The sequence below is a fragment of the Pelosinus propionicus DSM 13327 genome (assembly GCF_900114615.1).
In the GTDB taxonomy this organism is placed as follows: Bacteria; Bacillota; Negativicutes; order DSM-13327; family DSM-13327; genus Pelosinus; species Pelosinus propionicus.
The window spans coordinates 1-15,513 of the sequence record NZ_FOTS01000030.1 but is presented as its reverse complement, the minus strand read 5'-3'; the positions used below and the strand labels follow the sequence as shown (position 1 = coordinate 15,513).

Sequence of the window (15,513 nt, the reverse complement as noted above, 5' to 3'; positions counted from 1 at the left end):
ATTGAGCAGGTGGGATACAGCCCCACCTGCAATTTGAGTGATTACTTAGGCCATTTGTCTTTAGGAACGTTTTTGTATACATCCTCCAATTTATTATAAGCGTCTTTAATAACCGTATCTGCCATATTTTTGGCATCGACAGCTATAGGCGTCAAGAGAATAGAGGGAACATCTTTACTGCCGTTATTGACTACGCCATCTGTTTTGATCTGATCTCCTTTGACAATTTTCACCGCAATTTCCGCTGCTGAAGGTGCTAGAAGTTTAATAGGTTTGTAGACGGTCATGGTCTGTGTTCCTTCTACGATTCTCTGGCAGCTAGCCAATTCAGCATCCTGTCCGGATATAGGCACTTTCCCTGCTAAATTTTGTGCACCTAGAGCCTGCACAGCACCGCCAGCAGTACTGTCATTAGAAGCCACCACAGCATCAATCTTATTATTGTTAGCCGTCAATGCATTCTCCATGATCTTAAGAGCTTCTTCCGGCAGCCAATCTTTTACCCACTGATCACCAATGATCAGGATATCTCCTTTAGCGATGAATGGTTTGAGAATATTCATTTGACCCTCACGAAAAAGTTTTGCATTATTGTCAACAGGAGAACCGCCCATTAAAAAATATTTGCCTTTTGGTACCAGCTCAGTAATCGCTTTAGCCTGCAATTCACCGACCTTTACATTGTCAAAAGAAATATAGTAATCTACATCAGACTTTGTAATTAGGCGGTCATAACTTAGCACTTTAATGCCAGCCTTATGAGCCTGTTCAATAATAGGCGCCAGAACATCCCCATTGTGCGGAATAATGACTAAGATATCTACTCCTTGAGATATTAAATTCTCGCATTGTGAAAATTGGGTCTGATCGTCTCCATTAGCTGACTGGACAACCACTTCTGCACCCAGTTCTTTGGCTTTGGCAACAAACATATCTCTGTCATGCTGCCATCTTTCCAGCCGTAAATCATCCATACTAAGACCAATTTTCACAGACTTGTTCTTCTGAGAAGAATCTTTGGAAGCTGGCGTTTCTTGCTTGGTACATCCGACCATCATGAATAAAGAAGCAATGCAGACCAATACCGTAATTAATAATCTTACACTATTTTTCTTAAACACAATCAATTCCCTCCTATTATTAAGATCTCCCCAATTCTCCGAACATTACACTTCTAATAGATACTGATTTAAGATTCCTTTGATTTTTTCCTGACGGCCCGATTGATTCACGATCGGCTTATTTTGCAATGCATAGGCTTCTAGCATATGCAGATCAGCCTTGCCTTCTATAATCGCAAGACCTATTCCCTCCTTAAAGCTGCTGTATCGTTCCCCAAGTATATTTTCAAATATCTGATCTTCCCTTAGTTTAGCAGCAACTTTTAATCCTCTGGCGAAAGTATCCATTCCGGCTATATGGGCATAAAATAGATCATCCGGTTCAAAGGATTCCCTACGTGGCTTAGCATCGAAATTCAAACCGCCCTTACCCAACCCCCCGTTTTCCAGAATCTCATACATCACCAGCGTAGTTTCATACAAGTCTGTGGGAAATTCATCTGTATCCCAGCCTAGTAGCATATCTCCCTGATTAGCATCAACGGATCCCAGCATACCGTTGATCCGGCTAATCCTTAATTCATGCTGGAAGGTGTGGCCGGCAAGCGTAGCATGATTTGCTTCAATATTCATCTTAAAATCGTCTTGTAAATTATAATTTCGTAAAAATGCCATGGCCGTTTGCGCATCAAAATCATATTGATGTTTTGTTGGTTCTTTCGGTTTAGGTTCAATTAGGAATTGACCGGTAAAGCCGATTTCTTTGGCATATGTCACCGCCATATAGAAAAATCGCGCCAAATTATCCAGTTCCAGTTTTAAATCCGTATTCAATAAGGTTACGTAGCCTTCGCGTCCGCCCCAAAATACGTAGTTTTCTGCTCCCAACTCCTTACCCGTTTCCAGCCCTTTTTTCACCTGAGCAGCTGCGTAAGCAAATACATCTGCATTGCAAGTGGTAGCCGCACCATGAAGAAAACGGGGGTGGGTAAACATATTTGCCGTATTCCAGAGCAATTTGGCCTTACTTGTCTTCAAATATTCTTTTATCATAGCAATGATCTGATCTAAATTCGCATTTGTTTCCTTAAGTGTCGCACCTTCCGGAGCAATATCCCGGTCATGGAATGCAAAGAAAGGAACATCCAGTTTGTCAAACAATTCAAAGGCTGCTTCCACTCGTGCCTTGGCTCTATCCATTCCTCTATAGTTGTCCCAAGGTCTTAGCATCGTGGAACTGCCGAATGGATCGGAACCATCATGAGTAAATGTATGCCAATAAGCAACTGAAAACCGCAAGTGCTCTTCCATGGTTTTGCCCGCCACCAATTCTTGCGGATTGTAATACTTAAAAGCCAGCGGATTTTTAGATCTAGCTCCCTCATAGGTAATTTTTTTTATCCCGTTAAAATACTCCATCGTTTCTCCTCCTATTGTTATATACAGGTATGCAGCTGCCCCCCTTAGATTACACTGAGTTTTTCGAAGGAATCTTGAAGGGCACTATACAATTGACGGTAAACCCCATATAAAGAATTATATTTTTCTAAATTAGCTGCAATTGGCTCTGTTTGTTCCATGGCTTTAATCATCACACTGCACGCCTCCTCCATATCGGAAAATGCCCCAACCCCCACTGCAGCCAATATGGCAGCGCCGAAGGCAGGTCCTTCTGCCGAATTTACCACATGAATGGGCAGTGCCAAAATATCAGCCAGTATTTGACGCCATAAAACACTTTTGGCTCCACCTCCGCTCAAACGAACCTCATAAATAGGAATATGCTGTTCGCGAATAATCTCCAAGGAATCACGCAGGCCAAAACCAACACCTTCCAAAATAGCTCGAGTCATATGACCTCGACCATGAGTCATACTCAGCCCGATAAAAGTCCCTCTAGCATTTGGATTACTATACGGAGTGCGTTCTCCCATCAGATATGGCAAAAAAAGCAATCCTTCACTCCCAGCTGGAACGGTTGCTGCTTCTTGCAGCAACACAGCATAACCAGCATCATCGAATTGGCAAACCTCTTCTACCCACCATTTTAAGCAAGAAGCAGCAGATAGCATGACTCCCATGACATGCCATTTTCCATTGGCATGACAAAAAGAGTGCAGATGATTTTCGCTGTCAACAGAATAATTCTCCTGACAGGCAAAGACCACGCCCGAGGTGCCTAATGCCACCGACACCGTACCAGCCGTTACCACACCTGTACCTACCGCACCACTCGCCTGATCACCACCGCCACCGACAACGATAGTGCCACTATGAAGTCCGGTTTCCTGTGCAGCTTGCTCTGTTACGCTGCCCGTGATTTCATAAGATTCATAGCATGTAGGCAAATTTTCCTCTGATAACCCCAAAATATCCAGCATTTCTGATGACCAACAGCGATGAGCCACATCAAAAAACAAGGTTCCTGATGCGTCAGATGTATCGGTTGCATATTCTCCTGTCAATTTCCAGCGTATGTAGTCTTTAGGCAATAAAACGTGCTCGATCTGCTCATAAATCTCTGGGCGATTCTTTCTGACCCATAAAACTTTAGGGGCAGTAAATCCCGTCAACGCCTTATTACCTGTATATTCCGACAATTTATCCCCTAATCTTTCACTGAGTTCTTCACACTCTTTCTGAGTACGTTGGTCACACCATAATAAGGCCGGCATCAGCACATGATTGTCTTTATCAAGCAGAACCAAGCCATGCATCTGCCCACTTAAGCCAATGCCCTCCACTTTACTTAGTATGTTTTGAGGCTCAGTCAAAATTTCTTGGATTCCCTCACGGACAGCATTCCACCAATCCATAGGACTTTGTTCCGCCCAACCGACCTTAGGATAATAGACAGGATACTCTTTTGATACTGTTCGTAATACACTTCCCGCTTTATTTAGTAATAGCAGTTTTACAGAAGATGTGCCTAAATCAACTCCTAAAAAGCTCATTCCGCCTTATCCCCCCTTTGATCATTCGACAACTTTTTCCTTACTTCTACATAAGTTGGTTGCTTGGATAAACTAACCAAGTAAAAAAATATAGCGAAATGGTATCACCTCTCTTACATTCACACTATTATCTTTATTGTTTGTTGGTCAGATAAACTAATTCGATATTTACATGCATATTCCTGCTAACTAAAATTAAATATTTTAGTTAGCAGCTGCCAAAAGTATATTCACGAAACCGGTGACGCATAGAGTCTGGAAATGACCAATGCAGCTGCCCCCATTGCGCAAGCATGCATATTAAGCTGAGAAGGCAGGATTTTCACCGAAAAATATTTAGAAGCAAAACAGCGTTTCTCAGCCTCTCTCCTCAATTCATTCATCAAAATATCACCGACTAAAGGCAGGCTATTTCCAATGATGACAAGTTGAGGATTGAAAGCATTTATCAGATTTGCCACGCCAATACCAAGGCATTTACCTACGTACTCAAATGCCTTCCGAGACACCTCGTCCCCTGCAATCGCATTATCGATAATATTAAAAATTGTCAATTCTTCCACACATGCATACTCTTTCATATAGCGAAATAAGGCTTTTTCCGACGCATATTCTTCTAAGCAGCCTGCATTACCGCAAGAGCAAGGTATCCCGTCGAGAGAGACTGTCATATGCCCAATTTCACCTGACAGTCCCTTTGACCCTCGATAAAGTTCATTATTAATAATAATTCCTGCTCCAATTCCCGTGCCTGCACTAATGTATAAGAACTCATCTGCTCTTTTTCCTGCGCCAAACCATTTTTCCCCAATGGCACCCGCATTTGCTTCATTATCAATAAATACCGGGATACCAAATTTCTGCTCAATCATTGACCTAAGTTCAATATTTTCCCACCCTAAATTAGGTGCCGATAAAATGAGTCCCTGCTCATAATTTACAATACCCGGAACGCCAATTCCAATGCCAATAATACCCCGAACCGTCTGAGATGCACTCACTATCATTTCTTCTATTAAGGTTTGCAAATCGGCAATTCTTTGCCCTGGTGAGTTATGGGCATGCTGTAAATCAATGCGCTTTTCCCAAATAATTTCTCCTGCAAAGTTTGTCATAATGCTTAAGATGTAATTGACTCCTAAATCGATACCAATAATATTGCCAACCTCTTTATTAATAGAGAGATTAACGGGCCTTCGCCCGCCTTGTGATTCACCTGCTCCCATTTCTAAAACCAGCTCTTCCGTAAGCAGTTCATCCACTAATGCAGATACTGTTGACTTATTAAGCCCGGTAACTTTGGCGATTTCGGCTCTAGATATGGGTCTTTTTTTATAAATGGTATTCAAGACAATCATTTTATTAATTTGTTTTACTAACACTTGATCAGCTGTTTTCATATTTATCCTCTATCATGTTTCTATATTTAGAACAATTAGTTTATCGAATAAACAAACTAATTGTTCTTCTTTCGTTGCACCTGGTTTAGATTCCTGCTCACTATTTTCATTTTTCATAAATTTTATAAAATACACGAAGAAAACAGATTTGACCTACTATTAACTTTTTGTCTGCTCAAAAGCACCTACATAACTGAGAGTAGGCTTTTATAAGCCTACTCCATTATATTGATACCAAATTGCTTTTCCACGTAAAACGTTGCCGCCTTCTCCTTTTGCAACACCAGGTATATACCACAAATCCCATCGCTCCCAACTAAAACCAGGCCCATATTTGCCATCAGGATAACCATTACTTTCATAGCCTGGATTAAGGCCATCAAGATTGTTCGCTGCTTCTGCATGAGTCATCACACGATAAATATCGATTGTCAAATCCAATGCCTTACACAGCACAGCGATCACTTGACTCATGGATTCGATTTGCAATGCTGTCGGCGGTTCACTGCCAAGATTATCTGGCGTGGCACCGTAACCGCAAGCTAAACAAATACCAATGGATGCTGTATTTCTTTTATAGGTATGAGATTTTATTTGTGAGAAATCATTCGTGGTAACGTGGATACTGCCATCCTGATCAATATTAATATGATACTCATCAAAGAATTGACCATAATATCCTGCTGACCAGTGCAGATATAGTTTTACATCCCGATTTATGCCGTCAGCTGCTGACCAAAGATTTTTTTTACTTTGTAAGGCCAGTTGCTTCAGCTCTGTCAGTGTTACTTGTCTTGTGTCTGCTCGACTGGATGCATCGATGTCTTGCTGCATTTTACGAATATCAGCAACTTCCATGTCAGTAACCCAGCCAATGAGTATTGATGGAATCACAAATCTTTTCCATCCCAATGTTTCATTTATTCGCTGTATAGCTCGATTTCGTTTTTCACTGTTTTCTATATTATCTGCAAGCGCATCCAGCTCCAAAATGATCCTTCGGATCACTCCTTTTAGTTTGCTTTCGGATAACTTCGCAAATAGCACAAAGAATGCCATCATCGATATATTGGCCGCCAGAAGAGATCCTAAAACCCAGAAAAACAGTTGTAACTCACTTGGTATCATCATAAAAAGAGCCCTCCTTTCTGATTTTCAAATCCCATCCCTAGCTCTCTCTTTTCTATTCTATGTAAGATTGCAAAACAAGGTGACAATGTCTTATTTCTAAAAAAATACAACCTTAGCCAAATGTATGACTAAGGTTACTATAGGCCCATTATTCTGCTGTGCAGCAAGAAAGGCTTGGAATTATGCCTGATTTCTACTGTTTTGCGATGGAGTCTGCAACACATATACTTTCACTGGTTTAATGCCAAATCGATAGGCTTCTTTCACAGTCCATTTTGCAATGTCAATACGGTGCCCTTTAATTGCTCCGCCCGTATCCTCTGCTACCGCATACTCTTTTGTTCCATCAGGATACTTTATCATAACCCGAGAACCAAGGGGGATTATTTTGGGATCTACCGCAATTACTCCTGGTCTGACTTGTGTCCCCATATGAGTCTTATTCCCCCACTGATCGTTATCATGAGGTCCTGGAGCATATGCAGTCGCTGTAATGTTTAAAACCTGTTTTGCCCCAGCTTCTTCTGACGGTTGAGCTTGTGCAAGCTGGTCGGCTTGCTGAGGTAAAGCTTCTTGCGTAACAGGTGATGCCTCTGGCGCGGTTCCGGAAAATGGGAGAATTGCCGCTATGCCAGGAATAATGGAAGCCGCGACAACAGCAGCACTGCCAATCGCAGCAGCAATTTTCTTATAATGGCGCTTCGATTTGCAATGTTTTTTCTCTTTCATACGATCCCCTCCTAATGATTAGTATTTACCAAAGACGAATGTAAATATTAAAAACATATAAAAATGATTTGAAGCAAAAACATAAGAAATACATAAAAGCACTGGAAAGCCCAGTGCTTTTATGTCAGCTAGTATTCGTTATTTTTTGATAAGAATTTTAGTAACTTCTGCGATATATAAGGTATGATGATCCTTATCTGGGTACCATTTTTCATCAAGATCTTTTTCAATAAAGCATTCAGGCTTATATTCCTGTGCATATAACTTTTTGCAAAGAATCGCTATACTTGCTTCTTCAAAGAGTGGAATGCCATCTGCATGAAGAACCGTCAGATTCGAATTGCCAATTTTATCTTCATCCCTGCCAGATTTTGCTCCAAGATAACTTAACGTTTTTCTGAAACTTTCATCAAAAAAAGTGAGGGAGAAAGTATCGGATTGATCGATAAATTCTTTAGTAAAGCGTTGTGGGCGAATTACAATGTAAGCAACATTTTTTGCCCACATAACACCAAATCCCCCCCAAGAAGCAGTCATGGTATTCTGCTTTCCGTCTTTTTCGGCAGTAACCAACATCCAGTCTTTTCCTATCAATTTAAAAGGGCTTTGTTGAAATTCCTCAGGTTTAATTTCATTAAATATAGCCATAACTATGATCTCCTTTATTCTTCATTTTGTCTTACAAGCTTTTTATGTATATATAATAATATAAATATATAAAGAAGTACAGTATGCACCTTTTCGTGCTCTACTATCTAAAAAGAAAGTATTGCGTAGAATACTCTCATAACAAAGGACTATCTCTTCTGATGAAAAAAGAGTGGCCTTAACGCTTCCACCATATATAGCCGATCCAGAGTATTCCCCAGAGTGACGTTATACCTTGATACTCCTGAATTGTTTTAAAGGTTGCTAATATATATATCAGGCCGGCAAGCACCCCCAAAGCAAATAAATCATATGCAATTTGCCATACTTTAGATCTCTTGGCTGCTGTCTTCTTAGGAACTATTGATTTATACCATGGCTCAGGCGCAGCAATCATGATTTGATGTTTAGCATTATAACCATGCAGTATTGCTTCACTGACAATAGGCAATGGCTGCGTATCACCTAAATATTCTTTTAATTTCTGACCACAGTAACGACAGTATTTTGCATTATAAGAAGGTTTCTTACCACAAAAATCACAATACATGATTACCCCACATACTCATTTTTTCTATAGGATTCCCAATATTTATAATTTTTCTTCATTGAGACGAAAATGTAACAATAATGTCTTGAAACTCTCTCTTTGAGTTCTTCAGAAGCTTATTTAGCTTTTAGAATAATAAAAGCTGATTATCTCCATACCCCTTTTTATAGCTTTTGATAATATCATTCATTTTATAAAGAATCCCAAATTGACTGCATTGTCTTTGAAACAAGTGCCACAGCGGCTTTGCGTTTGGTGAATGGCACTCATATTCGTTGCCAAACTGATGAATGTATTTTTGCCGAAGCGCAGGAAAGTGCTCATCAAGCTTTTGATAATACCATTCCCTCTGATTCTGCCTTAAGGTTACTCCAAACAAAGGATATATAAACTTAGCTCCATTTTCATGTGCTAAACGAATCATCTCACTAATATTGTACTCGTCATCTTCTAAAAACGGAAGGATAGGCATAAGTAATATCCCTGTAAAAATTCCATTCTCTGCAAGTTCTCTAATAACAGAAAACCTCCTGGAGGAGCTTGCCACATTAGGCTCTATTTTACCGCAAAGTATATCATTCACAGTGGTAATGGTAATCTTGACAATCACTGGCGAGTGCTTTTGTATGGACTTTAATAAATCTATATCTCTTAGGATCAAGTCGCTTTTGGTAGCAATCGAAATACCAAAACCATTAGCATGAATTAACTCTATCGCTCCTCTTGTTAAACCATATTTCTTTTCAAAAGGATTGTATGGATCGCTCATTGCACCGGTTCCTACCACACCAGTCCTGCGTTTAGATTGCAACTCAGATGAAATTAAAGCAAGAGCATTATCTTTTGCTCTTACCTCATCAAAATTTTCCACCTGATAACAGTTACTGCGGCTGTCACAGTAGATGCAACCATGGCAGCAGCCTTTATAAATATTCATCGTATAATTTTTTCCAAACCAACTATCACCAGTATTATAACTAGATATAATTGTTTTTGCAGGTATAAATTTCATTTTATAAAATCACTTTCAACAACAAAAAAATTGACCATGCTTAATTTTATCATTAAGCAACTTCTTGGGCAAGACTTCCAGTCAGACATTTGAGCTCTTACGGCTTACCGGATAAGCTTTGTGCGCTGGTATTCATCTGATATTCAATCAATTCTTTATATCTCTTTCCAATATCCGAGATAGGACTAACAAAGACCTGCGAGGGTTTGCCTTCTTCCACGATGCGTCCATGATCCATAAGCACAATTCGATCAGCCACCCGCAAGGCAAAAGGCAATTCGTGAGTTACTACAATCATGGTACTGGAACGAAAACGGGCCAATTCCTCCATTACTACTAATACTTCACGTACAAGGATTGGGTCTAATGACGCTGTAGGCTCGTCCCACAACATAAGCTCCGGCTCATAAGCCAGTGCTCTAGCAATTCCCACACGCTGCTGCTGGCCGCCTGACAATTGATCTGGCTTATGATCCAAATGGTTATCTAAACCTACCTTACACAATGAATCCGCTGCCCGACTTTCGGCATTTTTCCGTTCCACGCCACTCATTACCAATCCTAGCATAACATTTTCAAGGGCGCTTAAACGTCCAATAAGATTAAAATGCTGAAATACAAACCCAATCCGCTTGCGAGCCTGCCGTAATTCATCCGGCTCCATTGCAATAATATTGGAGTCATTAAGCATGATAGATCCGCGATCCGGCTCTATTAAACGGTTAATTGTGCGAATGGCAGTTGATTTACCGCATCCAGAAGGTCCCATTAGTACAACGGTCTCCCCGGTCTCTACCCTAAGATTAAATTCATTAACAGCTACTAAACTGCCAAATTGTTTATAAAGATCTTGAATAACAAGCATTTTAGTCACCCAGCTTATTTAAACTTCATTTTACGGCGATTCATGGTTTGCAAGAGTCCTGGACGCCCACTGGGTATAACAATCTCTCGCATTACCTCATCAAAAGATAGTCCAAGTGACTCTCCAGCAGTCAATTCATCAATGATAATTGGACTAATTTTTTCTGTATTATTGGCAAGTAATAACCCCATAGCCGCTCCTAGGAAAGGGACTCCAATCCATGGCAAATTGGGAATCCCACCACCAGATAAAACAAACATTGCCGTAAGCAATAGTGCACCAATTCCCATACCATAGATACATTCCGGTGCAGTAAAACTATTTTTTACACCTTGCACGATTCGCCTGATCCCCTTGACCCGAGGTGTTTGATTAATAGTCGATTTTCGTCGAATGACGGTCATAATAGCTGTATGGTCAAGGGTCAGGAATATCATTACAGCAATCAGCGAAACCATGCCGGCTAAAATCGCTTTCACTTGCATCAAAATCGTCATAACTTCGGCCCGGGGATCAGGCTCAATAATCCCCACGGCGGAAGTATATAATGATACATTGTTATGCCCTACTACCCGATAGATAATAGGTCCTGCAAAGTCTGTTGTAATAGTGCTTTTGGTTAGGATTTGAATACGCTGGCTAGGAATTACCTGCCCTGCAATAAACCGATCCATTAAATTGGCTGAGCGCGTGATTTCCTCATCTTTCAAATTCGGAACAGCTGCTCCTAAGTACTTCAACTGCTCTGCAATAAGAGGTGTATTAAATTGCTGCAATCTAGTAATCCCAGTACCAGTTTCATTAAGAGATTGACGAGCTTTATCCACATCAAAGGTACGTAAATTAGTGACCATATTATTGCCATTGGCTACTATTCCATCAATAGCTGCCCGCGCTCGGCGGGCATCAGCTGCTACATTATCAACTGCGCTCAATGTATCTTGCAGAGTGACTAAATTTTGCTGTGTTGCAGTTAGTTGGTTAATAGAAGATGATACCTCAGGATTTAATAGTCGGATGATTTGCAAAGTGCTGACAAGGCTGCCCATCGCACGTGAAGAATTCGTCAATTGCAGCTGTATGGCACTGGTATCAAGCTTTGCTAAACCGCTTGTTGCTGCTTCAATCGTAGTTTCTGCTTTAGCCAAGCTGCTTAATGTCTCTTCTACCGCAGCAATGCTGCCACTATAGCTATTCAGCGCATTATTGGCAACGCCAGTCATATTTTGAGCATCTTGAGCAATCTTAGGAATTTGAAGAACCAAGCTCGAAGTCTCATTCAAAGCATTTCCTAATTGAGTGCGAGGATTGTGAAAAATGGCTGTACCCATAAGATTTCCAATATTATTATTGACAACCGCATGTCCTTGCCCATTGGCAGCTTGGGTTCCATCACCTTGTATAACCATTCCTTCAGCGGAGCCGCCACTCTTTACCATAGTTACCTTTACTAACACGTTTGCAGAATCCAGGGGTTCACCAGTAACAAGTTCATTGGCAGCAGCTCCCTGAAATGCAATCGTATCACCAAGCATAAACGTAACTCCAGCTGCTGGAGTAATAGCAGCTTTGGTAGCAAAGGCAGTTAAAAAACGTTTTAGTTCAATCATCGAACTCACTAAATACACCATATCACTGCTTTTGCTGTCCACAGAAACGCTTTCAGCATAGCCAACTGCCTTTTCCTCTCGTATTGCATTGGCAATCTGCTCACCTAAGCGCATAGAGTTCTCAGGCTCATTACCAACTGTAAATGCAATATCAATTGTATGATACTGACCAAGTAATTTTTCAATCTCCGCGTTGACAGAAGCTGATTTACCAATGGATTGAATAATAACAGTAACAGACCCGCCATCGCGAAAAGCAAATAATACGCCATCAATCTGCATAATTTGTTCAATGATTGTATTTTTGGCCCCTTCAGGCACCGCCTTTAAGGTTACTCGTGGTTCCGTCATAATACTAATCCCCGAGCGGCCTGGAACACTACCAAAAATAGTATCAACGCTTTCATACGTTTGTTTTGTTTTATTTACTGCTGGCAAGCCCACTAAAAAACTAGTCAATCCATTTAAGGTTGGACCCTCTTTTAGCTTTCCTCCAGGAAAAACTTGTTCAATTACTTTTTCGATCTGAGCTTGGCCATTTTGTTTCATCTCTTCTCTTACATTGATCAGCAGATCAAATTCTCCATAATCACCAACAAGAGTAGATATCGTTGCAGAAAAGTATGTATTTGCTGACATGGCGATTAAATTCGCCAAGGAAGACCCAATTACAATACTAACAATCAAGAGAATCACAATATCCCGGTTAAAAGAGTTGGAAAAGAAAGTACGCACAAATGTTTTACGTGCTTTAGCTAATACAGCTGCCACCTATGCTCCCTCCTCATAACTTCCCCTGCAATTAGCACAGATTAAACATTTTATTTGCAATAAAGATAATCTGCTATTATGTAAGAGTATCTGCAAGTTCGTCTTTTCTTACTCATCGAAGAAGAAATTTTAATGGCTGGTTTTGGCTGCGGTGGTATCCGGCTAATATAATAAAAGATCTTGGTACGCATTTTTTAAGCACTAAGGTTTATGGAACCGGGCTTGGTGTTCCTACTTGTTATAACATTGCAACACATCATAATGCTACGATTACGATTAATTTAAATGAAAAGGAACTACTTTTTATATTCAATTTCCAACTGTCAACGATAAGTACTACAAACTTTAATAGCAAGCATAAGTATAGAAATGACTTGAGCCAGTATTTAAAACATAAATACTGGCTCAAGTCATTTTATTTTATCCTGCGTAAAGCATTTCTCACGCAGTAAGCAGTCAAAACCAGCCCCAAATAGGCAAAGCATTCATCAAATTCCTCCATATTTTGAAGATGTAAATGCCTTTCACCTAACTCTGCAGCGATAAATGCTAGAACTGTAATGATCAGCTCTGAAACAGGGAAACGCCCTTCTTGCAGCAGCCTATACGGAACTTTAAATAATTCATATTTAATAACTGCCCATAACCAAATGATGATAATCACTGCAAGTGCCGGATTGACAAATGGGCCATAAGGCAATTGGGACAGCGGAAGAAACGAAGGTCCATCAATCGCATGAAAGCCGCTAGGATAAAAGACTCTCCCCCAACTTAATTCTCTTCCAATCATCAATAACCACAACGGTATCGCCCAAATCAGAAAGCGAGCAGCCGGACGATCTCCTGCTGAACGGGCTTCCTGCCACCATACGCAGGTTAAAAATAGACCTAGAGCTAATATGACAACCTGCAGCCATTCTAGCAGACTATTTTCCCACCCCCATGAAACAGGCAAATAAGGAGCAATGAAATATGACAATAAAACACCAACAAGTAAGATCCATTTACAATATTTCAATATAAAACCTCCGCCCAAAAATTAAACCAAATGACTATTTAGTCAATTAATATAATACGACCACTACCATTTGAACTAATAGCATGTTTAATTTTACCACCTAGCAATACTTTTCACAATACTAAATCGGGCACTCGATCTCAATGTAATCTTAACAAGTAATCTGCTACATTCCTTTCACTGCCATGTTAGATTTCAGCACAATAATCCAGCCGAATATCGCTAAAAAAGTAGCTCCTGTCGTTATTAAGCCTAATCCTATTACTATATTGCTCCAATTCAATGCTCCCAATAGCATGCCAAGACTCCCAAAAAGCGTATTTACTGAATTAATTAAAGCACTGACCGACCCAGTATCTGCTTCTTGCTGATCGAATAAAAGGCTCGTACTTAATGGGCGAATAGCGCCTTCAATCAGTGTAAAAGGCAAAAATGCAATAAAAAATAACCAGGGTGAATAAGGGCCTGCTATTATTAAACATCCTCCACTAATAAGCGCTGTGACAAAACAACCATGAGTGAATTTCTTAGGGGTAACTCGACCTACCATTTTAAGATAAAGTATAGGGCCTACTATCGCAAACAAAGAATTGACCGCAAAAAAGTAACTATACATTTGCTCACTCAACTGAAAATAACGAATGTACACAAAAGAAGATATTGCTACATAAGCCATATATGGTGCCATGAATAAGGAAAAGATAATAAGCATACTGGTAAAATTCATATTTTTGCTTACGACAAATAAACGAACTAAAGAACCTGTTATCGTGCCTTTATAGCGCTCCCTAACGCTTAATGTTTCTTGAAACCCTAAGGCAATGATTAAGGTTACAATACCAATGATAGTAAGTACCCAAAATGTTTCCCGCCAAGTGGCGAATTGTAAAATAATAGCACCTATAACTGGCGCGACCGCAGGAGCAACCACAGACATGCCTTGCACTAAGGCCAATATAATGTCTCTAGCTTTGCCGCTAAAGCAATCTTTTATTAATGCAAGAGATACGGCAATAATACTCCCCGCTCCTAATGCCTGTATAACACGAAATCCAATTAATTGATAGATTGTGCTGGATACTGCACAAAAACCACTTGCAATCCCATAAATTAGAATTCCAGCAAGCAAAATGGGTTTACGTCCATATTTATCACTAAGAGGTCCAAAAAGAAGAATCCCAAGGGCAAAAAAACAGAAAAAGAAAACCAATGTTAAGTTCACAAGAGATGCTGATACTTGGAAGTATTCTCCCATGGCTGGTAATGCTGGCAAATATAGATCGATGGATAAAGGAATAAGCATATTCATAATGGCAATAAATAGAATTAGACCTTTGCCTCCTAAATATTTCTGCTCTTTATCAGTAATATGTTGAATTGTACTTGTCATGATATTCCCTCCAATAAATTAAAAATAAAAAAGGGGCTGTCTCAATAAGAAATTGAGATAGTCCCTTATATGTATTAAAAATACAAGAGGCAGGTTCCGAAGAACCTGCCTCTTGGTGTAGAATTAAACTGCTATGAAAAACTTTACACATATAAATCCTACAACAAAAACAAATTCATATCAACTAGTTTTACCGCTTCCTATCGAAATCCTCATACCAGAAAACGATTCGGTCAGGCTGTTAAGTAAGATAATGGATCAACTTGATTATTCGCTGTTATACAAAGCGTATTCTCGTAAAGGCAGAAAATCAGTAGTCTCACCTAAAATGCTTTTCAAAATTATCGTTTATGGTTATATGAATAATCTCTACA

The 15,513-nt window shown here is 39.9% G+C and carries 13 protein-coding genes and 1 pseudogene; 1 reads left to right on the top strand and 13 read right to left on the bottom strand.

Annotated features, from left to right (window positions below; all coding sequences use genetic code 11):
• Window positions 1-41: 41 nt before the first annotated feature.
• From xylF to BMZ99_RS15740, 13 genes are all read right to left on the bottom strand, one after another.
• Complete coding sequence (gene xylF / locus BMZ99_RS15805) at window positions 42-1,121, bottom strand: D-xylose ABC transporter substrate-binding protein (RefSeq protein ID WP_090939282.1); 1,080 nt, start codon at window positions 1,119-1,121, stop codon at window positions 42-44.
• 45 nt (window positions 1,122-1,166) lie between these two features.
• The gene (xylA, locus tag BMZ99_RS15800) at window positions 1,167-2,480 is read right to left on the bottom strand and encodes a xylose isomerase (protein WP_090939279.1); all 1,314 of its coding nucleotides are present in this window, start codon (window positions 2,478-2,480) and stop codon (window positions 1,167-1,169) included.
• 44 nt (window positions 2,481-2,524) lie between these two features.
• Window positions 2,525-4,015, bottom strand: a complete 1,491-nt coding sequence (xylB, locus tag BMZ99_RS15795) for a xylulokinase (protein ID WP_090939276.1) — start codon at window positions 4,013-4,015, stop codon at window positions 2,525-2,527.
• Between the two features lie 230 nt (window positions 4,016-4,245).
• Window positions 4,246-5,415, bottom strand: a complete 1,170-nt coding sequence (locus BMZ99_RS15790; RefSeq protein ID WP_090939273.1) for an ROK family transcriptional regulator — start codon at window positions 5,413-5,415, stop codon at window positions 4,246-4,248.
• Between the two features lie 207 nt (window positions 5,416-5,622).
• Window positions 5,623-6,546 (bottom strand): peptidoglycan recognition protein family protein, encoded by a 924-nt coding sequence (locus tag BMZ99_RS15785; protein WP_090939270.1) that lies wholly within the window; start codon window positions 6,544-6,546, stop codon window positions 5,623-5,625.
• 180 nt (window positions 6,547-6,726) lie between these two features.
• A complete protein-coding gene (locus tag BMZ99_RS15780; protein WP_090939267.1) occupies window positions 6,727-7,275 on the bottom strand; it encodes a 3D domain-containing protein in 549 nt (182 codons plus the stop codon).
• A gap of 138 nt (window positions 7,276-7,413) precedes the next feature.
• Entirely contained in the window at window positions 7,414-7,923 is a 510-nt protein-coding gene (locus tag BMZ99_RS15775; protein ID WP_090939264.1) for a flavin reductase, read from the bottom strand.
• 178 nt (window positions 7,924-8,101) lie between these two features.
• Window positions 8,102-8,473 (bottom strand): hypothetical protein, encoded by a 372-nt coding sequence (locus BMZ99_RS15770; protein ID WP_090939262.1) that lies wholly within the window; start codon window positions 8,471-8,473, stop codon window positions 8,102-8,104.
• Between the two features lie 127 nt (window positions 8,474-8,600).
• Window positions 8,601-9,485 (bottom strand): SPL family radical SAM protein, encoded by an 885-nt coding sequence (locus tag BMZ99_RS15765; RefSeq protein WP_090939259.1) that lies wholly within the window; start codon window positions 9,483-9,485, stop codon window positions 8,601-8,603.
• Between the two features lie 97 nt (window positions 9,486-9,582).
• Window positions 9,583-10,350, bottom strand: coding sequence for an amino acid ABC transporter ATP-binding protein (locus BMZ99_RS15760; RefSeq protein WP_090939256.1), 768 nt, complete (start codon window positions 10,348-10,350; stop codon window positions 9,583-9,585).
• A gap of 14 nt (window positions 10,351-10,364) precedes the next feature.
• Window positions 10,365-12,731, bottom strand: a complete 2,367-nt coding sequence (locus BMZ99_RS15755; RefSeq protein ID WP_090939252.1) for a hypothetical protein — start codon at window positions 12,729-12,731, stop codon at window positions 10,365-10,367.
• Window positions 12,732-13,146: 415 nt separating this feature from the next.
• On the bottom strand, window positions 13,147-13,749 hold the full coding sequence (locus tag BMZ99_RS15745; RefSeq protein WP_245755006.1) for a hypothetical protein: 603 nt from the start codon (window positions 13,747-13,749) through the stop codon (window positions 13,147-13,149).
• A gap of 166 nt (window positions 13,750-13,915) precedes the next feature.
• A complete protein-coding gene (locus BMZ99_RS15740) occupies window positions 13,916-15,139 on the bottom strand; it encodes a multidrug effflux MFS transporter (RefSeq protein WP_090939249.1) in 1,224 nt (407 codons plus the stop codon).
• A gap of 133 nt (window positions 15,140-15,272) precedes the next feature.
• On the opposite strand from BMZ99_RS15740, the pseudogene BMZ99_RS26760 reads away from it, so the two are divergent.
• A pseudogene (locus tag BMZ99_RS26760) lies at window positions 15,273-15,513 on the top strand (hypothetical protein); the annotation flags it as partial.